We start from the raw sequence: 19,003 nt of genomic DNA on the forward strand, positions 1-19,003 counted from the left end.
GAGCGAAGAGTCTATACGAAAGCGCGGCCGATTCCGCTATGCGCGAACCCTGACATAGCTGCCGGGCGCGTCCTCGATCGGGGGCAGGGCGTCGCTGCCGACGCTGCGCGCCGGAACCTGTTCCGGATCGAGCTCGCCCAGCCATTGCCGCCAGTCCGGCCACCACGAGCCCTTGTGCTCGACCGCGCCCTTCAACCACTGCGCGACGGTGACGTCCTTGATGTTGTCGTTGGTCCAGTACTGATACTTGTGCAAACCGGGCGGATTGACGACGCCTGCGATGTGGCCCGAGCCCGACAGCACGTATTTCACTGGGCCGCCGAAGAACTGCGAGCCGTAGAGCACCGATTCCGCCGGCGCGATGTGGTCCTCGCGGGTGGCGAGGTTGTAGACCGGAACCTTGACCTTGGAGAGGTCGAGCAGCGTGTTGTCGAGCACCATCGTGCCGGTGGAGAGCCGGTTTTCCAAATAGCAATTGCGCAGATAATAGGAATGGTTCGATGCGGTCATGCGCGTCGCGTCGGAATTCCAGTGCAAGAGGTCGAACGCGCTCGGCTGCTGGCCCTTCAGATAGTTGCTGACGACATAGGACCAGATCAGATCGTTGGAGCGCAGCATGTTGAAGGCCATCGCCATCTTCGAGCCTTCGAGCACGCCGGCCGCCTTCATGTCCTGCTCGAGCGCGGCGATCTGCTCCTCGTCCACGAACACCAGCAGGTCACCCGCGTGGGTGAAGTCGACCTGCGCGGCGAAGAACGTCGCGGACGACACGCGCTGGCGGCGCTTCTCGGCGAGCCAGGCCAGCGTGGTCGCGAGCATGGTGCCGCCGACGCAATAGCCGGCGGTGTGCACCTTCAGCTCGCCGGTGACCTTCTCGATCACGTCCATCGCCGTGAGCGGGCCTTCCTTCATGTAGTCTTCCCAGCTCTTGTTGCCGAGCCGCTTGTCGGGATTGACCCATGAGATCACGAACACGGTGATGCCCTGGTCGACGCACCACTTGATGTAGGATTTCTCCGGCTTGAGATCGAGGATGTAGAACTTGTTGATCCAGGGCGGCACGATCAGGAGCGGGGTGCGCAGCACCGTCTCCGTGGTCGGCGAATACTGGATCAGCTGCATCATCTCGTTCTGGTAGATCACCTTGCCCGGCGTCGTCGCCATGTTGACGCCGACGACGAGGTTGTCCGGGTTGGACTGGCGGATCTTCAGCATGCCCTTGCCGGCCGCGATGTCCTCGGCCAGCATCGTCAGGCCGCGCGCGAGGTTCTCGCCGCTGCTGGCGACGGTCTCGCGCAGCACCTCCGGATTGGTCAGCACGAAATTGGACGGCGACAGCGCGTTGGTGACCTGCTGGACATAGAACTCGGCCTTGCGGCGGGTGTGCGGATCGAGCTCGGCATCGCGCACCAGGTCCTGCGCCCATTTGGTCGTGAGCAGGTAGAGCTGCATCACGAAATCGAAGAACTGGTTCGACTTCCATTCCGGATCGGCAAAACGCTTGTCGCGCGGCGAGGGCGCGATCGCAGGGGGCGCGTCCTGGCCGGCCATGCGGCGCGCCGCCGAGCCCCAGAGGTCGAGATAGTCCTTGGCAAGCTTGGTCTGCAGATCGGACGAGCGGGAGGTATCCGACAGCCAATATTCGGCGACCGAGGTGAAGGTCTTGATCACTTCGGCAAGTTCGGCCGGCGGGCGGTCCTGCACCTCGCCGCTCTCGCGCGGCTTGAGATAGGCAGCCAGCGCCTTGCCGCCGCTTTCCATCGCCCGCGCGACATTCATCGCGAAGGCTTCCGCATCGAACTTCGTCTCGGGCTTGGGCGTGTCGGTCGTGGCCATACTCATGAGCAGAACAGTAACGACTCATTCCGTATTCGTCACCGCGAAGCTCGCATGTTTGACGTTAAACGCGCTCCAAGATGTGCTGCACTGCGACAAAGGTTCTTGGTTTTGTCACAATCGCGGTGCACCTCTTTAGCCGTGGGCCTTGGATGTTTTCTCGCTCGTACCATTTGTGGGCAGCAATGGTTTGAGCTTGGGCAGGTTGTCGGGTTAGTGTGCGGCAGCCTTGCATTGGGACGAGTAGGGGATTTCCCAAGTGTTGGCGTTGAGGGACCTGCAGAAGTCGCTGCTGATTTGTGGCGCGCTCTTGAGCGTGGCATTTGCGTTGGGCGGCTGTTCCAGCCAGCTCGCGGACATGACGCCCGCGGACGCGCAGGCTCATCCCAGGGAGCCCGGGAGCTATCTGCCGGTGCATGATCTGCCGCCGGACCGCGATCAAGCCGTCATCCCGCCGGAGCAGCGCGCCAAGATCGAAGCCGAGCTCGCCGCCGCGCGCGATCGCCAGGCCGCCGCCGGCAAGGACGCGAAATGAGGCCTTGCAAGGTAATCGCTGGCGCCCCCGTTTTGCCGTGCTAAAAGACCTCGGTTCAGCCGAGAGTCAGGGCGAACGACTTCAGCCTTCGTTATCGATGATTGCTCTAAGTATTTGATTTTGAGTAATTTTCGCGGCGAGTCTGAGCCTCTTTCGGAAGCGCCGTCTTGCGCTGTCGATTCTGTCCTGACCGGTTGCCCGGAGCCCAGAGAGCCATGGAAGAATTTTACCGCATCCGCCGCCTTCCGCCTTACGTGTTCGAGCAGGTCAACCGGGCCAAGGCAGCCGCACGGAATGCCGGCGCCGACATCATCGACCTCGGCATGGGCAACCCGGATCTGCCGGCCCCCGCGCATGTGCTGGAGAAGCTGAAGGAGACGCTGGGCAAGCCGCGCACCGACCGCTACTCGGCCTCCCGCGGTATTCCCGGCTTGCGTCGGGCCCAGGCTGCCTATTACGCCCGCCGTTTCGGCGTGAAGCTCAATCCGGACACCCAGGTCGTGGCCACGCTGGGGTCGAAGGAGGGCTTCGCCAACGTGGCGCAGGCGATCACGGCGCCCGGTGACGTCATCCTCTGTCCGAACCCGAGCTATCCGATTCACGCCTTCGGCTTTTTGATGGCGGGCGGCGTGATCCGCTCGGTGCCCTCCGAGCCGACGCCGCAGTTCTTCGAGGCGGTGGAGCGGGCGATCGTGCATTCGATCCCCAAGCCGCTCGCGCTCGTCGTCTGCTATCCCTCGAACCCGACCGCCTATGTCGCGAGCCTCGATTTCTACAAGGACCTCGTCGCGTTCGCCAAGAAGCACGAGATTCTGATCCTGTCCGATCTCGCCTATGCCGAGGTCTATTTCGACGAGAGCAACCCGCCGCCCTCGGTGCTCCAGGTGCCGGGTGCGATGGACGTCACGGTCGAGTTCACCTCGATGTCCAAGACCTATTCGATGGCCGGCTGGCGCATGGGCTTTGCCGTCGGCAATGAGCGCGTGATCGCCGCGCTCGCCCGCGTCAAATCCTACCTCGATTACGGCGCCTTCACGCCGGTCCAGGTCGCTGCGACCGCAGCGCTGAACGGTCCCGACGATTGCATCAAGGAGATGCGCGACACCTACCGCAAGCGCCGCGATGCGCTGGTGGAATCGTTCGGCCGTGCCGGCTGGGAGATCCCGCCGCCGGAGGCCTCGATGTTCGCCTGGGTGCCGCTGCCGGAAGCTTTCCGCAGCGTCGGCAGCATGCAGTTCGCGACCCTGATGGTGGAGAAGTCGGGCGTTGCCGTCTCGCCCGGCGTCGGCTTCGGCGAGCATGGTGAAGGATATGTCCGCATCGCCATGGTGGAAAACGAGCAACGGATCAGGCAGGCCGCCCGCGGCGTGCGCCGCTTCCTTGAAAGCGGCATCGAAACGTTGCACAACGTCGTTCCGCTCGCCAATCGGCGTTAAGTTCTCTTCGGCAGGTTTTCTAAGACATCATGGTTGCACCCCTGAAAGTGGGCATAGCGGGGCTCGGCACCGTGGGCGCCGAAGTGATCCGTTTGATCGAAACGCAAGGCCGCGTGCTCGCGGCCCGCAGCGGCCGCGGCATCCGCGTCGTTGCCGTCACCGCGCGCTCGAAGGCCAAGAAGCGCGGCATCGATCTGCGCGGCGTCGAATGGGCCAAGGATCCGATGGCGCTGGCGACGCATCCCGGCATCGACTGCTTCGTCGAGCTGATGGGCGGCGCCGGTGATCCCGCGCTCTCGGCGGTGGAAGCCGCGCTCAACGCCGGCAAGTCGGTGGTCACCGCCAACAAGGCGCTGCTGGCCAGGCATGGCCTCAAGCTCGCCAAGGCGGCCGAAAACCACGGCGGGGCGCTGAATTTCGAGGCAGCCGTCGGCGCCGCGATCCCCGTCATCAAGACGTTGCGCGAGGGGCTTGCCGGCACCGGCATCAACCGCGTCTACGGCATCCTCAACGGCACCTGCAATTACATCCTGACCCGGATGGAGCAGGAGGGGCTGTCCTTTGCCGAATGCCTCAAGGACGCGCAGCGGCTCGGCTATGCCGAGGCCAACCCGTCCTTCGACGTCGACGGTCACGATACCGCGCAAAAGCTCGCGATCCTCGCCAGCCTCGCTTTCGGCACGAAAGTTGCTCAAAGCGCGGTGTATGTCGAAGGCATCTCATCCATCGCGCCGGAAGATCTGCGCGCGGCGTCCGATCTCGGTTACCGCGTCAAGCTGCTCGGCGTTGCAGTGCGCACCGCCAAGGGCATCGAGCAGCGCGTGCATCCGACCATGGTGCCAAAATCCTCCTCGATCGCGCAGGTGATGGGTGTCACCAATGCGGTCACGATCGACGGCGAGGGCATTCCGCCGATCACGCTGGTCGGTCCCGGCGCCGGCGGCGCGGCGACGGCGTCCGCCGTGGTCGCCGACATCGCCGATGTCGCGCGCGGCATCCGCGCCAATCCCTTCGGCCGGCCGATCGCTCATTTGCGCGACACCAAGAAGGCGCCGATGGAGCGGCATGAAGGCGGCTACTACATCCGCCTCCTGGCCCGCGATTTCCCCGGCACGGCGGCCGCGATCGCGACCCGGCTTGCCGAGCAGAAGATTTCGATCGAGTCGATCGTGCAGCGCCATCCCAATGGCGGCGTTGCGCCCGCAAACGGCAAGGCGGTCCCCGTGCCCGTCATCCTGATCACCTACGCCACGCACGAGGACGCCGTGCGCCGTGCACTCGCCGCCGTGCAGAAGGACAAGGTGATCAGCGGACGGCCGCAGGTGATCCGGATCGAGAAGAACTGACACGGTTCGAACGAACTGTGGGTGCTATGAGTTGATGCGGGCGGAAATGCCCGCCCCAAACTGTTTCGAAGGAGTTAGCCGATGTCGACCCATATTTCAGTCCCGCCGCAAGCATTGCTCGAGCGCATCCTGACGCTGGAGATCGTGCGGGTGACGGAGCGGGCAGCGGTGTCGTCGGCGCGGCTGCGTGGCCACGGCAACGAGAAGGCGGCTGACCAGGCCGCCGTCGACGCCATGCGGCGCGAGCTCAACAAGCTGCCGATCCAGGGCACCATCGTGATCGGCGAGGGTGAGCGCGACGAGGCGCCGATGCTCTATATCGGCGAGCAGGTCGGCCTCAAGGCCGGTCCCGAGGTCGATATCGCCGTCGATCCGCTCGAAGGCACCACGCTGTGCGCCAAGAATATGCCGGGCTCGATCGCCACCATGGCGATGGCGGATGGCGGCACGCTGCTGCACGCCCCCGACGTCTACATGCAGAAGCTCGCGATCGGCCCCGGCTACGACAAGGGCGTCGTCGAGCTCGATGCTAGCCCTGCCGAAAACGTCCGCCGCCTCGCCAAGGCCAAGGGGGTGAAGCCCGATGGCATCACCGTTCTCGTGCTCGACCGCCCGCGCCACGCCGACATCATCACGAGCGTGCGCTCGACGGGTGCGGCCGTGCGTCTGATCACCGACGGCGACGTCGCCGGCGTGATCCATTGCGCCGATCCCGATAACACCGGCGTCGATATGTATCTCGGCACCGGCGGCGCGCCGGAAGGCGTGCTCGCGGCCGTGGCGCTGCGCTGCATCGGCGGCCAGATGCAGTGCCGGCTGATCCTCGATTCCGGCGAGAAGATCGAGCGCGCCGCCAAGATGGGCGTCAACGATCCCAAGATGATCTACGGCATCGAGGACATGGCGCGCGGCGACTGTCTGTTCGCCGCCACCGGCGTCACGACCGGTTCGCTGCTGTCGGGCGTAAAATTCCGCAAGGACGGCGTGATCGAGACCGAGACGGTGGTGATGCGCTCCGTCACCGGCACCGTGCGCTACATCAAGGCCGAGCATCGCGAGCTCGCCAAGTTCCATCTGGACTGACACGCGGCGTCATTCCGGGGCAGCGGGACCGCGCAAGCGCGGCTCGGAAAGCCCGGAATCTATCGGTCGACTGAGTCCGATGTGAAATGGATTCCGGGTTCGCGCTCTGCGCGCCCCGGAATGACAACAAGAGCAATCCCAGGAAGCGCACATGTCCGACCTTTCCGCCGTCAAAGCTCTCATCTTCGACGTGTTCGGCACGGTTGTGGACTGGCGCACCAGCCTCATCACCGACTTCATGTGGTGGAGCAAGCAGCGCGGCATCGGTGCCGACTGGACCGCGCTCGTCGACGGCTGGCGCGGCATGTACATGGCCTCGATGGACGACGTGCGCCAGCATCCCGAGCGCGGCTACGTCATGCTCGACGATCTGCACCGCCGTTCGCTGGAGAAGCTGGTCGCGCAGTTCGCGATCAAGGGCCTCACCGAGGCCGACCTCGATTACCTCACCAAGGGCTGGCATCGCCTCAACCCCTGGCCTGATAGCGTCGCCGGCCTGACGCGTCTCAAGACCAAGTTCGTGATCTCGCCGCTCTCCAACGGCAACGTGGCCCTGCTCACCAACATGGCGAAGTTCGCCGGCCTGCCGTGGGATCTCATCATGTCGGCCGAGCTGTTCGAGCACTACAAGCCGGATCCCGAGACCTATCTCGGCGCCGCTAAGCTGCTTTGCCTCAAGCCGGAAGAGGTGATGATGGTCGCCGCCCATAATGGCGATCTTGCCGCCGCACAGAAGTACGGATTGAAGACCGCCTTCGTGGCGCGGCCGACGGAATATGGCCCGCTCCAGAAGGTCGATTTCGAGGCGACCGGCAAGTGGGACATCGTCGCCAAGGATTTCGGCGGGATTGCCGACAAGCTGGGCTGCTGATCCTCGTTCAAGCCGGGCGCGGCAGATCGCCAGCCCCATCCTCAGCCGCACAGAACGTCGCGATGGCAAGATCGATCCGCCGGTCCAGCGCACGGCGGTTGAGCTTGAATCCCGTGTCCGTCAGCAGCCTGAAATGGTCGTGGCCGAACACCATGCCGAACAGCATCTCGGCGATCAGGCGGAGCGGCACGTCCTCGAAACGGCGCTCCAGGCGAACGGCCTTGAGCAGCTCGACGACGTGATCGGTGCCGGACTCCATGATGACCTCGGCGAACATGCGCCCGAGCGCGGGCGAGGCCTGGCGCTCTCCGATGATCAGGCGCTGCAGCGCGATCTCGCCCGGTGATAGCGCGACGTCTGCGGCCTCGCGAAGCATGTTGCGAAGCCGACTTACCGGTGAACCGTCGAGCGGCGCATCGGCGTAATCGGCTTCGGGCAGGCTGCGCAGCAGCATGGCGCGGAACAGCTCGGTCTTGCTCTCGAACAATTTGTAGAGCGTTTTCTTCGACATGCCGGCGGCGCTGGCGATGTCGTCCATCGTGGTCGCGGCAAAACCCTTGCTGGTGAAGGTATCCTTCGCGGCCGCCAGCAATTGCAACAAGCGCGCATCCGGCGCGGGGAGGCCGGCGGCCGGCGTGCTCCGCTCCGACGGCGGGGCCGTGCGCCTTGGACTACTGGATACTTTCGCCATGGAAACACCCACCCTGGATCTGTGCTGCTTCACGACTGCTTGAACGCCGTTGCGCAGCCAGCCTAGCACTTGACTTCACAGAAGGAAACTACCAAGTTTCCAACAGGAAACTGAATAGTTTCCAAATGTTTCCGTGCGCGTTTCCGTTGGAGGGACCGCAGCTTACCCATGGATCCGTCATCATGACTTCCCCGATCGTCCGCGCTGCTCCCTTGGTTGCTCTCCTGCTTGCGGCATGCGGCGAGCAGAGCCCGCAAGCGGGACTGCCGCAGATGGTGCCCGAGGTCGGCATCATGACCCTGAAGCCGCAGGAAGCGAAGATCTCGACGGTGCTGCCGGGCCGCGTCGTCGCCTATCAGGTTTCCGAGGTGCGGCCGCAAGTCACCGGCATTTTGCTCAAACGCGATTTCGTGGAAGGCGCCGAGGTGAAGGAAGGCGATCTGCTCTACGAGATCGATCCGGTGCAGTACAAGGCGGGTCTGGCGAGCGCCGAGGCCGCGGTGCAGAGGTCGGAGGCAACCCTCGTCAGCGTCAAGTTGAAGGCTGCGCGCAAGACCCAGCTCCTTCAAACCAACGCGGCCAGCCAGCAGGATGTCGATGATGCCGTTGCCGCCTACAAGCAGGGCGAGGCCGACCTGAAAGCCGCAGAGGCCAACCGCGACACCGCCGCGATTTCGCTGGACCGCACCAAGGTCACCGCGTCGATCTCGGGCCGGATCGGCAAGTCGAGCATCACGCCCGGCGCGCTCGTTACCGCGAGCCAGACGACGGCGATGACGACGATCCAGCAGCTCGACCCCGTCTATGTCGACCTCGATCAGTCGACCTCGGAGATGGAGAGGCTGCGCAACCAGATTGCCAGTGGTCAGCTCAAGCGTCCCGCCGAGGGCGTGCAGGTCGAGGTCCTGATGGAGAGCGGCAAGACCTATGGTCACAAGGGCAAGTACGGTTTCACCGATGCCAGCGTCAACGAGAGCACCGGCTCGGTCTCCTCGCGCGCGGTGTTCGCCAATCCCGAGCGCGCGCTGCTGCCCGGCATGTATGTGCGCGCCCGCGTCGTCGCCGGCGTCGATCCGAACGCGATCCTGGTGCCGCAGCGCGCCGTCTCGCGTAATCCGCTGGGGCAGGCGGTGGCGATGTTCGTGGGCAAGGACGGCAAGCTCGAGCAGCGCACGCTGGAGCTCGGGGAGGATGTCGGCAGCAACTGGCTGGTCCGCTCTGGCGCCAAGGCCGGCGACCGCCTGGTTCTGGAGGGAACGCAGAAGGCGCGCCCCGGTGCCCCCGTCAAGACCGTCGAGGTCGCGATCGATCCGGCAACCGGCCTGACCGTGAACCCGACGCGGCAGGCCGATGCACGGCCCGCGTCCACCACAACCGAACAATAAGTGCCATGTCCCATTTCTTCATCAAGCGGCCGATCTTCGCCTGGGTCATCGCCATCCTGATCATGCTGGGCGGCGCGCTCGCGATCATGCGGCTGCCGATCGCGCAATATCCGCAGATCGCGCCGACCGTGGTCACGATCACCGCGACCTATCCCGGCGCCAACGCCGAGACGGCCGAAAACTCGGTGACCAAGGTCATCGAGCAGAACATGACCGGGCTCGACTACCTCCAGTACATGTCGTCGTCCAGCACCTCGACCGGCCAGGTGCAGATCTCGCTGACCTTCACCAACGAGGCCGATGCCGACATCGCCCAGGTGCAGGTGCAGAACAAGCTCCAGCTCGCGACCCCCTTGCTGCCGCAGGTCGTGCAGCAGCAGGGCATCAAGGTCGTGAAGTCCTCGGCGAGCTTCCTCATGGTGCTCGGCTTCGTCTCCGAGGATGGACGGCTTGCCGCCAGCGACATCGCCGACTACGTGGCCTCGTCGGTCAACGATCCCATCAGCCGCGTTGCCGGCGTCGGGCAGGTGACGTTGTTCGGTGCCGAATACGCCATGCGCATCTGGCTCGATCCCGACAAGCTGGCGAAGTACAATCTGATGCCCGGCGACGTGACCGCCGCGATCCAGACCCAGAATACGCAGGTGACGGCCGGCCAGCTCGGGGGCCTGCCGGCGGTCGGCGGCCAGCAGCTCAATGCGACCATCACCTCGCAGAGCCGCCTGCAGACGGTCGAGCAGTTCAGGGACATCATCCTGCGCACCGCGACGTCCGGCCAGACCGTTCGCATCGGCGACGTCGCGCGCGTCGAGCTCGGCTCGAAGTCCTATGATTCCGCTGCGCGCTACAACGGCAAGCCGGCCGCGGGCATGGGCATCAGCCTTGCGACCGGCGCCAACGCGGTTGCGACCTCGGAAGCGGTGAAGGCCCGCGTGGCCCAGCTCAGCGCCACCATGCCGGAGGGGCTTCGGGTCGTGTACCCCTACGACACCACGCCCTTCGTCAAACTGTCGATCGAAAAGGTGATCCACACGCTGTTCGAGGCGATCGCGCTCGTCTTCGTCGTGATGTTCGTATTCCTGCAGAGCTGGCGCGCCACGATCATTCCGACCATCGCGGTGCCGGTGGTGCTGCTCGGGACCTTCGGCGTGCTCTCGCTCGCCGGCTATTCCATCAACACGCTGACGATGTTCGCGATGGTGCTGGCGATCGGCCTTCTGGTCGATGATGCCATCGTCGTGGTCGAGAACGTCGAGCGGGTGATGGCCGAGGAGCAGCTCTCCCCGCGCGAGGCGACCGAAAAGTCGATGCGCGAGATCACCGGCGCGCTGGTCGGGATCGGCGTCGTGCTCTCGGCGGTGTTCATCCCGATGGCGTTCTTCAACGGCTCGGTCGGCATCATCTATCGTCAATTCGCGCTCACCATCGTCACGGCGATGCTGCTGTCGGTGCTGGTGGCGCTGGTGCTGACGCCGGCGCTGTGCGTCACGATCCTCAAGCCAGCGGAGCATCATGGCAGCCAGCGCGGCTTCTTCGGCCTGTTCAACCGCGGCTTCGACCGCATGGCCGACGGCTATCAGCGCAGCGCGAATGGAGTGGTCCGGCGCAGCGCCGGGATGTTGCTGGCCTTCGCCGCGATCGTCGCCGGCATGGTCTTGCTGTTCCAGCGGCTGCCGAGCTCGTTCCTGCCCGAGGAGGACCAGGGCACGATCATGACGCTGATCCAGCTTCCGGTCGGCGCGACCTCGACGCGCACGCTCGACGTCATCAAGCAGGTCGAGCATCAGTATCTCGACAACGAGAAGGACGCCGTCGACGGCGTGTTCGCGGTCAGCGGCTTCAGCTTCGCGGGGCAGGGGCAGAATGTCGGCCTTGCCTTCGTCAGCCTGAAGCCGTTCGACGAGCGCAGGAGCCCGGCGGCGTCGGCGCAGGCGGTGGCCGGCCGCGCCATGGGTGCGTTCATGAAGATCCGCGACGCCATGGTGTTCGCCGTGCTGCCGCCGTCGATCCCGGGCTTCGGCAATGCCGGCGGTTTCGACCTCTATCTCCAGGACACCGGCGGCAACGGCCACGAGGCGCTGATCCAGGCCCGCAACCAGCTGCTCGGCCAGCTGGCGGCGGACCCACGCGTCGCGCAGGCGCGGCCGAACGGCCAGGACGACACGCCGCAATTCAACCTCGACGTCGATCAGGCCAAGGCCACCGCGCTCGGCGTCAATCTCAGCGATCTCAACGCCACGCTGTCGGCGGCGTGGGGCGGTGCCTATGTCAACGACTTCATCGATCGTGGTCGCGTCAAGCAGGTCTATGTGCAGAGCGATGCGCCGTTCCGGATGGACATCAGCGACATCGGCCGCTGGTACGTCCGCAATGCTTCGGGCTCGATGGTGCCGTTCTCGGCGCTCGCCACCGATCGCTGGAGCTTTGGCTCGCCGCGCCTCGAGCGCTACAACGGCGTCGCCGCGGTGGAGCTGCAGGGCCAGGCGGCGCCGGGCATCAGTTCGGGCGTTGCCATGCAGGCTGTGGAGGAGCAGATGGCCAAGCTCCCCACGGGCTACGGCCACGAATGGACCGGTCTGTCGTTCCAGGAGCGGCTGACCGGCAGCCAGACCCTCTACCTCTATTCGATTTCGCTGCTGATCGTCTTCCTGAGCCTTGCCGCGCTGTACGAGAGTTGGTCCGTCCCGCTTGCGGTGATGCTGACGGTGCCGATCGGCGTGCTCGGCGCGCTGCTGGCGGCAACACTGTTCAGTCAGGCCAACGACGTCTATTTCCAGGTCGGCCTGCTCACGACCATCGGTCTTGCCTCGAAGAACGCGATCCTGATCGTCGAATTCGCGCTGGACCAGATTGCGTCCGGCCGCAGCCTCGTGGACGCGACGCTGCACGCGGCGCGTCAGCGCCTGCGTCCGATCCTGATGACCTCGCTCGCCTTCATCCTCGGCGTGCTGCCGCTCGCGGTTGCGACGGGGGCGGGCTCGGCCAGCCAGAACGCCGTCGGCATCGGCGTTGCCGGCGGCATGATCGCGGCAACAGCGCTCGGCATCTTCTTCGTGCCCGCGCTGTTCGTGCTGGTGAAGCGGATATTCCCGGGCGGCCGGGCGGATGCTGTGCTGCCGGGATCGGCGCCGGCCGCCGAGCCGGCAGAATAGGCCGTTTGACATCCTTGATGCGAGCGCCTTTCATATCGAAAAGATCGATGTGAGGGGCGCCCGTGGACACCGAGCTCGCGCGGACATTTTTGACGGTGGTCGCGACCGGCAATTTCATCACGGCCGCCGAGCGGCTTCACGTCAGCCAGTCCACCGTGAGCACCCGGATCCGCTCTCTTGAAGAGCTGCTCGGCTGCACGCTGTTCGTGCGCAACAAGGCCGGTGCCGCCCTGACGGCGGCGGGGCGCCAGTTTCAGCGTCACGCCTCCACGCTGGTGCGCACCGTCGAACAGGCCCGGCACGACGTCGGTATTCCCAAAGGCTTCAGCGGCGCGCTGGTGGTCGGCGGACGCATCGGCCTGTGGGAGGAGTTTTTGCTGCTATGGGTCCCGCGCATGCAGGAGGCCAATCCGCAGATCTCGATCCGCGCCGAGAGCGCGCTCGAGCCGGAGCTGATGCAAGGGCTGGTCGAGGGACGCCTCGACATCGGCGTGATGTACACGCCGCAAAGCCGTCCGGGTCTCAAGGTCGAGCTGCTGTTCGAGGAGCAGCTCGTGCTGGTCTCGACCAACCCGAAGAGCGGGCCGGAGCCGCAGGACGGCTACGTCTATGTCGACTGGGGCCCGGAATTCTACGCCCGCCACGGCGCGATGTTCCCGAATTTCGCCGGCCCCGCGCTGACGGCGAATATCGGCTGGCTCGGGCTGCAGCATGTTCTGGCGAACGGCGGCGCCGGCTATTTCGCGCAGCGGATCGTCGAGCCGCTGCTGAGGGCTCGGCGGCTGCACCTCGTCGGCGGCGCGCCGAGATTCTCGATGCCGGCCTATGTCGTTTACTCGGTCGACCCGCCCGACGAGCATATGCAGAGCGCGATCGCGATCATGCGCGACCTTGCCGCCGAGCAAACCCGTCGCGCGACGGAGGCGCCGCCGCGCGGCCTGCGCAAGCGCCGCTGACGGTCGGTTTAGGCCCCGCAGGGATTGTTGCTCGCCGCGGCTGCGGCCGCAATGTCGCTGGCGCGGTGCAGGGGCGAGAGTGCCGCCATCGTCAGCGAGAGCCGATAGGCGATCCAGCGGAGCAGCAGTTGGGAGAATGACGCCGCGTGCTGTGATGTCGTGGTCATGGTCGCTCCTGGTGTGCGCGTGAGGCGTCTGCCGGGCAGGACCGTTTGCGGTCGGCCGTCGATGCCACGCTGCTCAGGCTACGCAGGAGAATGATTTTGACAAACGAATAATATCAACGGTTGCAATCGGCTTCTTCGATATTAGGAAGAGCAGGAATGATGGGCATATGCGGGTTGACGGTCCGGGCAACGCGCGCCGCCCGGACCTGATCGCGAAGACTACAACGTCATCTGCATCGGCTGGGGATAGTAGTGGAAGCCGTCGCCGGCCTTGGCGACATGACCGTAGCCCGGCCAGGCGAAGTGATACGACATCACGGGAATCTTGTTCGCCGCGAGCATCGTGAGCAGCTTCACCCGCGACTCCGCCGCCTGCTTGGGGTCGGTGTCGTAGGAGAACTCCATGCGCGGCCGCTCCAGCAGCAGCACGGAGTGGTGCGAGAGGTCGCCGAGGAAGGCGAAGGACTTGCCGGCCGACGACACCATGAAGATGGTGTGACCGACGGTGTGGCCGGGCGCCGAGATCGCCTGCACGCCAGGCAGGAATTCCTCGCCGTCCTTGAAGAACTTGATCCGCTCGCGGACCGGCAGCAGGTTCTTGCGGGCGTGAACGACGAAGTCCTTGGCGGGGCTGCCGAGCTTGCCTTCGTCGGTCCAGAAATCGAAATCGGTCTGGGAGATGTAGATCTGCGCATTCGGGAACAGCGGCTTGTCGTTGGCGTCCACAATGCCGCCGATGTGGTCGATATGGGCATGCGAGCAGACCACGGCGTCGATGTCCTCCGGCTTGATGCCGGCCTCCATCATGCTCTTCTGCTGCCGTCCGGTGGTGGCGCCGAACATCTTGGAAGAGCCCATGCCGGTATCGAACAGGATCAGCTTGTCGCCGGTGTTCACGATCGGCGAGTTCTGTTCAAGCACGACGTTGTCCGGCGACAGGAAATTGTCCGCCAGCATCTTCTTGACCTCTTCCTTGGGAACGCCGGTGAAGGTCCCGGAGGGATCGCCGAGCGGCAGCGGCCCGTCGGACACGACGGTCACCTCGGCATCGCCGAGAACGAAACGGTGCCAGTACGGCGTCTGGGTGCCGAGCTTGGGTGCCCGTGCCAATGCGCTGCTGCCGAGCATCGCGCTGGCGCCAAGGCCAGCTCCGAGGCTGGCGCCGAGTGCGAGTAGGGATCGACGGGAGACATCGATTGTCATGCGTTTCCTCCGCTTTTGTCTTTTAGCTTGCGCGATTGTTCGCGCGTTGGGGCCGGCTTGAACGGCCATGCGGCCGCAGGTCGGCGGAGAAGTATGCTGCGCCGGCCGCGACAAGCTAGCAAGTGGAATTAGTGCGCAGGGTCACACGGAGCGAGAATCAATTGCAGAGCGGGAAGGCCACGTGTGGATGCGCTCTGCGCCGGCCAGGACGATGCGAATTGCGTCTTACGCAATTCTCAGCGTGAGGTCGTTGGTTTCCGTCTCGGCAAAGCCCGCCTGCAACACCTCTTCGCGCTTGTGGCGCAGATGCGCGCGCAGAATGTGGGAGAGTCCGGCGCCGTCGCGCCTCTGCAGCGCGTTCAGTATGGCTTCGTGCTCCCTCACGGCGAGCGCCCAGCGCTGCGGTGTCATCGGCGTGACATAACGCGCCCGGCGGATGCGCGCCGTTACGGATGTGTAAAGCCCCGCGAGCACGGGATTTCCGGCCGCGGTGACGATGGCTTCGTGGATGGCGCGGTTGCCGCGATAATACTGGATCAGATCGCCCTCGCGATAATGCTGGACCATGTCCGCATGCGCCGCGGCGATCGCGTCGATCTCCGTGTCGGTGATGCGCTCACAGGCGAGCTCGCCGGCGAGGGCCTCGAGACCCTGGCAGACCTCGAACAGGTCGCGCATGTCCTTGTCGGTCAGTTTCGCCGCGCGCGAGCCGCGATGCGGCAGCAATTGCACGAGTCCCTCGGCGGCCAGCACCTTGAGCGCCTCGCGCAACGGCGTGCGCGAGATCTCGAGCCGCTCGCACAGCTCGCGCTCGGGAATCCGCGCGCCCGGCGGGATCTCGCCGTCGAGCAGGATGGTGCGGATACGCCCGACGACCTCCTCATGCAGCATGGGACCGGCACTCCAATTTGAATGCAAAACCTGGACAATGGTCTGAAATCTGGAAGTTTCAGCTTGCTAATCGCAGATTTTGCATTCAAAAATGTAAAAAACAAGAGGACATGAGGAAATGGACCTGGCGGCGGAGGCGGATGGCCTCGTTTTTGAATGCAATGACGGTATCGGGCGGGTCACCTTCAACCGCCCGCAGGCGCGGAACGCCTTCACCTTCGCCATGTACGAGCGGCTCGCTGCGATCTGCGAGGAAGCCAATCGCGACCACGCGATCAAGGTGCTGGTGCTGCGCGGGGCCGGCGACAAGGCCTTTGCCGCGGGCACAGATATCAATCAGTTCCGCGAATTTGCGACGCCCCAGGACGCGATCGACTACGAGAGCCGCATCGATCGGGTCCTGACCACGCTCGAACAGTGCCGGGTGCCGACGATCGCCGCGATCAACGGTTTCTGCACCGGCGGCGGGGCGGGAATCGCCGCAGCCTGCGACCTGCGCATTGGCACGAAAAGCGCGAAGATGGGTTTTCCCATCGCGCGGACGCTCGGCAATTGCCTGTCGATGTCCAATGTCAGCCGTCTCATCGCGCTGATTGGTGCCGCGCGCGTCAAGGACCTCATTTTTACAGCGCGTCTCGTTGACGCCGCGGAGGCCGCAAGTGTCGGGCTGCTCGGCGAGGTGGTCGAGGATCTCGCCGCGCTGGACAAGCGGGCTGACGAGGTCGCCCGGCTCGTCGCCAGTCACGCACCGCTGACGCTGAATGCGACCAAGCAGGCGGTCGCCCGCCTGCAACAGCGGCTGGCGCAGGACGAGGGCGAGGACCTCATCCTGATGTGCTACACGAGCCAGGATTTTCGCGAAGGGCTCGATGCTTTCCTCAACAAGCGCGCGCCGCAATGGCGCGGCGAATAGGACGCCCCTGATGCCAAGCTCGCAAAGTCGCTCTCGCCGCTCGGGACCGCTCGCCGGCCTCAAGGTCGTCGATCTCACCCACGTCATGGCCGGACCGACCTGCACCCTGATGCTCGCCGACATGGGCGCCGACGTCATCAAGATCGAGAAATCGCCGAACGGCGACGACACCCGTCATTCGGTGCCGCCGAAGATCGGCGATGAGGCGGCGTCGTTCCTGATGATGAACCGCAACAAGCGCGGCATCGTGCTGGACCTCAAGACCGAGGGGGGCAAGCAGGTGCTGCGGCGCCTGATCGCGGACGCGGACGTGCTGGTCGAGAACTTTGCGCCGGGCGCGATGGAGCGCCTGGGCTTCGGTTATGAAGAGCTTCACAAGCAGTATCCATCGCTGATCTACTGCTCGCTCTCCGGCTTCGGCCGCACCGGCCCCTACAAGCACCGCCGCGGCTTCGACCTCGTCGCGCAGGCGATGAGCGGCATCATGAGCTTCACCGGCGAGCGGCCGGACGGCCCGCCCGTGAAATGCGGCCCGCCGCTGTCTGACATCACGGCCGGCCTGCTCGCCAGCATGGGCATTCTCGCGGCCTACACCCACCGCCTCAAGACCGGGGAAGGGCAGTGGGTCGAGACCTCGCTCTACGAGGCTGCCCTGGTGCAGACCTATTGGCAGTCGACCATCGCGCTCGCCGCGGGCACCGCGCCGCGCGCGATGGGCTCGGCCCATCCGCTCAACGCGCCGTACCAGGCCTTTGAGGCCTCGGACGGCTGGCTCGTGGTCGGCGGCGCCAACAAGAAGCACTGGCTGCTGATGCTGGAAGCGCTCGGGTCGAGCGAGCTCGCCGCCGATCCGCGCTTCGTCAATGGTTCCGACCGCATGGCGAACCTGAAGGAGCTCGAAGCCGTCCTGAGCGAGCGCTTCCGCACCAAGTCGCGGGCGCATTGGCTGGCGGCGCTGGACGAGAAGGGTGTGCCCTGCGGCCCCGTGCACGACATGCTGGAGGCCCTGAGCGATCCCCAAACGCTGGCGCGCGAGATGGTCGTCGAGGTCGAGCATTCCACGCTCGGTCCGGTCAAGACGATCGGGCTTCCCGTCAAGTTTTCGGAGACCCCGGGCAAAGTGCGATCAGGCGCGCCGGTCTATGGTGAGCACACGCGCGAGGTTCTGGCCGAGCATGGGTTCGACCGAAACCAGATCGAGGCGCTCGAAAAGGAAGGCGCCATCGTGCTGGCATCAGGAGGACGCGAGGAGCGCGTCGCCTGAGCGGACGTCGATACGACAAGAACAACGACAAAATACAAAAATCAGCTGGAGGAAATCATGGGTCGGACGTCGATATTCTTGCTCTCCGCAGCCGCAACCGTGCTCGCCGGCACCATGCCGGCGCTCGCCGCCTGGCAACCGCAAAAGCCGATCGAGTTCGTCGCGACCGCCGGGCCCGGCGGCGGCACCGACAATCTCGCGCGTGCGGTGCAGAACATCATCACCAAGCACAAGCTGACGGAACAGCCGATCGTCGTCGTCAACAAGGGTGGCGGCAGCGGCGCCGAAGGCTACGTCTACGGCAAGGCCTCCGCCGGTGATCCCTACAAGGTGATCTTCGGCACCTCGAACGCCTGGCAGCAACCGCTCGTCTCCAAGGTCGCCTTCAACTACACCGATCTCACGCCCATAGCTGCGATGGCGCAGGACGAATTCCTGCTCTGGGTCAAGCAGGACGCGCCCTACAAGAATGCGGGCGACTATCTGAAGGCGGCCGCATCGAGCGAATTCAAGATGGGCGGCGCGCAGTCCAAAGACACCGACGAGGTGCTGACGCGCATGATCGAGAAGGCCGGCAAGGTCAAGCTGACCTACATTCCCTTCAAGAGCGGCGCCGAGACCGCCGTGCAGCTCGCCGGCGGACATCTCGATTCCCACGTCAACAATCCCAGCGAAAGCCTCGGCCAATGGCGCGGCGGCACCCAGCGCCCGCTCTGCGTGTTCAGCCCCAAGCGGTTGCCGCAAGGCGCCAAGGTCACCGCAAGCGAAGGCTGGGGCGACGTTCCGACCTGCGTCGAGCAAGGACTCGACATCAAGCAATATGAGCAGCCGCGCACGGTGTGGCTGCCCGGCAAGGTCACCCCGGACCAGGCCGCGTTCTATGTCGACCTCATGAAGAAGGTGCAGGCAACGCCGGAGTGGAAGGACTACATCGAGAAGACGTCCCAGGTCGACACGTTCCTGACCGGCGCCGAGTTCGACAAGTTCATCAAGGAGGACCTCGAGCACGTCAAGCAGGTCGCGGGCGAGCAAGGCTGGCTGGTCAAGTGAGGCGGGGCGCGCCTCAAACTCCGCCGTCGTCCCTGCCTAGCGCGCAATTGCGCGCGGAGGCGCAGGGACCCATACCGCGTGACCTATCGGTAGGCATTGGTCGTCGTACCGGCGAGAAGGAAACCTCCAGTCTTCGTCAAACTCCTCCCTGGGGTTATGGGTCCCTGCGTTCGCACTAGGGCATGCACAAATCTGGTTTGGCAGGAAGTTGCCGGGGGGATTCC

General features: G+C 65.0%; 16 protein-coding genes. 11 read left to right on the top strand and 5 right to left on the bottom strand.

Going from position 1 to position 19,003, the window contains the following annotated elements; translation table 11 throughout:
- Nucleotides 1-36 precede the first annotated feature (36 nt).
- Entirely contained in the window at nucleotides 37-1,842 is a 1,806-nt protein-coding gene (locus tag CO669_RS17020; RefSeq protein WP_198964067.1) for a PHA/PHB synthase family protein, read from the bottom strand.
- A gap of 253 nt (nucleotides 1,843-2,095) precedes the next feature.
- Between CO669_RS17020 and CO669_RS17025 the strand changes: the two genes are divergently transcribed.
- From CO669_RS17025 to CO669_RS17045, 5 genes are all read left to right on the top strand, one after another.
- On the top strand, nucleotides 2,096-2,371 hold the full coding sequence (locus tag CO669_RS17025) for a hypothetical protein (protein WP_097660945.1): 276 nt from the start codon (nucleotides 2,096-2,098) through the stop codon (nucleotides 2,369-2,371).
- A gap of 215 nt (nucleotides 2,372-2,586) precedes the next feature.
- A complete protein-coding gene (locus tag CO669_RS17030) occupies nucleotides 2,587-3,807 on the top strand; it encodes an LL-diaminopimelate aminotransferase (protein WP_097660946.1) in 1,221 nt (406 codons plus the stop codon).
- 29 nt (nucleotides 3,808-3,836) lie between these two features.
- Entirely contained in the window at nucleotides 3,837-5,153 is a 1,317-nt protein-coding gene (locus CO669_RS17035) for a homoserine dehydrogenase (protein ID WP_097660947.1), read from the top strand.
- 81 nt (nucleotides 5,154-5,234) lie between these two features.
- Nucleotides 5,235-6,236, top strand: a complete 1,002-nt coding sequence (gene glpX, locus CO669_RS17040) for a class II fructose-bisphosphatase (RefSeq protein WP_097660948.1) — start codon at nucleotides 5,235-5,237, stop codon at nucleotides 6,234-6,236.
- Between the two features lie 151 nt (nucleotides 6,237-6,387).
- Nucleotides 6,388-7,107, top strand: a complete 720-nt coding sequence (locus CO669_RS17045) for a haloacid dehalogenase type II (RefSeq protein ID WP_097660949.1) — start codon at nucleotides 6,388-6,390, stop codon at nucleotides 7,105-7,107.
- 7 nt (nucleotides 7,108-7,114) lie between these two features.
- Here CO669_RS17045 and CO669_RS17050 read toward each other — a convergent pair whose 3' ends face one another.
- Nucleotides 7,115-7,708 (bottom strand): TetR/AcrR family transcriptional regulator, encoded by a 594-nt coding sequence (locus CO669_RS17050; RefSeq protein ID WP_097660950.1) that lies wholly within the window; start codon nucleotides 7,706-7,708, stop codon nucleotides 7,115-7,117.
- A 272-nt stretch (nucleotides 7,709-7,980) separates the two neighbouring features.
- Between CO669_RS17050 and CO669_RS17055 the strand changes: the two genes are divergently transcribed.
- The 3 genes from CO669_RS17055 (at nucleotide 7,981) to CO669_RS17065 (ending at nucleotide 13,291) form a co-directional block, all read left to right on the top strand.
- Complete coding sequence (locus tag CO669_RS17055; protein ID WP_097660951.1) at nucleotides 7,981-9,183, top strand: efflux RND transporter periplasmic adaptor subunit; 1,203 nt, start codon at nucleotides 7,981-7,983, stop codon at nucleotides 9,181-9,183.
- A 5-nt stretch (nucleotides 9,184-9,188) separates the two neighbouring features.
- Nucleotides 9,189-12,335 (top strand): efflux RND transporter permease subunit, encoded by a 3,147-nt coding sequence (locus CO669_RS17060; protein WP_097660952.1) that lies wholly within the window; start codon nucleotides 9,189-9,191, stop codon nucleotides 12,333-12,335.
- A gap of 62 nt (nucleotides 12,336-12,397) precedes the next feature.
- Entirely contained in the window at nucleotides 12,398-13,291 is an 894-nt protein-coding gene (locus tag CO669_RS17065) for a LysR family transcriptional regulator (RefSeq protein ID WP_097660953.1), read from the top strand.
- Nucleotides 13,292-13,299: 8 nt separating this feature from the next.
- Here CO669_RS17065 and CO669_RS35645 read toward each other — a convergent pair whose 3' ends face one another.
- From CO669_RS35645 to CO669_RS17075, 3 genes are all read right to left on the bottom strand, one after another.
- Nucleotides 13,300-13,458, bottom strand: coding sequence for a hypothetical protein (locus CO669_RS35645; RefSeq protein WP_158228772.1), 159 nt, complete (start codon nucleotides 13,456-13,458; stop codon nucleotides 13,300-13,302).
- 219 nt (nucleotides 13,459-13,677) lie between these two features.
- Nucleotides 13,678-14,661 carry an MBL fold metallo-hydrolase gene (locus CO669_RS17070; protein WP_097660954.1) on the bottom strand — a complete coding sequence of 328 codons (984 nt, stop codon included), beginning with the start codon at nucleotides 14,659-14,661 and terminating at the stop codon, nucleotides 13,678-13,680.
- A 225-nt stretch (nucleotides 14,662-14,886) separates the two neighbouring features.
- Nucleotides 14,887-15,552: a GntR family transcriptional regulator gene (locus CO669_RS17075; RefSeq protein ID WP_097660955.1), complete on the bottom strand. Its 666-nt coding sequence runs from the start codon at nucleotides 15,550-15,552 to the stop codon at nucleotides 14,887-14,889.
- A gap of 118 nt (nucleotides 15,553-15,670) precedes the next feature.
- Between CO669_RS17075 and CO669_RS17080 the strand changes: the two genes are divergently transcribed.
- The 3 genes from CO669_RS17080 to CO669_RS17090 are packed head-to-tail and all read left to right on the top strand — an operon-like array spanning nucleotide 15,671 to nucleotide 18,779.
- Nucleotides 15,671-16,465 (top strand): enoyl-CoA hydratase/isomerase family protein, encoded by a 795-nt coding sequence (locus CO669_RS17080; protein WP_097660956.1) that lies wholly within the window; start codon nucleotides 15,671-15,673, stop codon nucleotides 16,463-16,465.
- 10 nt (nucleotides 16,466-16,475) lie between these two features.
- Entirely contained in the window at nucleotides 16,476-17,729 is a 1,254-nt protein-coding gene (locus CO669_RS17085) for a CaiB/BaiF CoA transferase family protein (RefSeq protein ID WP_097660957.1), read from the top strand.
- A gap of 57 nt (nucleotides 17,730-17,786) precedes the next feature.
- Nucleotides 17,787-18,779 (top strand): Bug family tripartite tricarboxylate transporter substrate binding protein, encoded by a 993-nt coding sequence (locus CO669_RS17090; protein WP_097660958.1) that lies wholly within the window; start codon nucleotides 17,787-17,789, stop codon nucleotides 18,777-18,779.
- Nucleotides 18,780-19,003 lie beyond the last annotated feature (224 nt).

The sequence above is a fragment of the Bradyrhizobium sp. Y36 genome (assembly GCF_002531575.1).
Taxonomy (GTDB): domain Bacteria; phylum Pseudomonadota; class Alphaproteobacteria; order Rhizobiales; family Xanthobacteraceae; genus Bradyrhizobium.

Bases quoted from the DNA above. Each gene is read 5' to 3' on its own strand.
- CO669_RS17020 (WP_198964067.1), bottom strand. From the start codon at position 1,842: ATGAGTATGGCCACGACCGACACGCCCAAGCCCGAGACGAAGTTCGAT.
- CO669_RS17030 (WP_097660946.1), top strand. From the start codon at position 2,587: ATGGAAGAATTTTACCGCATCCGCCGCCTTCCGCCTTACGTGTTCGAG.
- CO669_RS17035 (WP_097660947.1), top strand. From the start codon at position 3,837: ATGGTTGCACCCCTGAAAGTGGGCATAGCGGGGCTCGGCACCGTGGGC.
- glpX (WP_097660948.1), top strand. From the start codon at position 5,235: ATGTCGACCCATATTTCAGTCCCGCCGCAAGCATTGCTCGAGCGCATC.
- CO669_RS17045 (WP_097660949.1), top strand. From the start codon at position 6,388: ATGTCCGACCTTTCCGCCGTCAAAGCTCTCATCTTCGACGTGTTCGGC.
- CO669_RS17055 (WP_097660951.1), top strand. From the start codon at position 7,981: ATGACTTCCCCGATCGTCCGCGCTGCTCCCTTGGTTGCTCTCCTGCTT.
- CO669_RS17060 (WP_097660952.1), top strand. From the start codon at position 9,189: ATGTCCCATTTCTTCATCAAGCGGCCGATCTTCGCCTGGGTCATCGCC.
- CO669_RS35645 (WP_158228772.1), bottom strand. From the start codon at position 13,458: ATGACCACGACATCACAGCACGCGGCGTCATTCTCCCAACTGCTGCTC.
- CO669_RS17070 (WP_097660954.1), bottom strand. From the start codon at position 14,661: ATGACAATCGATGTCTCCCGTCGATCCCTACTCGCACTCGGCGCCAGC.
- CO669_RS17075 (WP_097660955.1), bottom strand. From the start codon at position 15,552: ATGCTGCATGAGGAGGTCGTCGGGCGTATCCGCACCATCCTGCTCGAC.
- CO669_RS17080 (WP_097660956.1), top strand. From the start codon at position 15,671: ATGGACCTGGCGGCGGAGGCGGATGGCCTCGTTTTTGAATGCAATGAC.
- CO669_RS17085 (WP_097660957.1), top strand. From the start codon at position 16,476: ATGCCAAGCTCGCAAAGTCGCTCTCGCCGCTCGGGACCGCTCGCCGGC.
- CO669_RS17090 (WP_097660958.1), top strand. From the start codon at position 17,787: ATGGGTCGGACGTCGATATTCTTGCTCTCCGCAGCCGCAACCGTGCTC.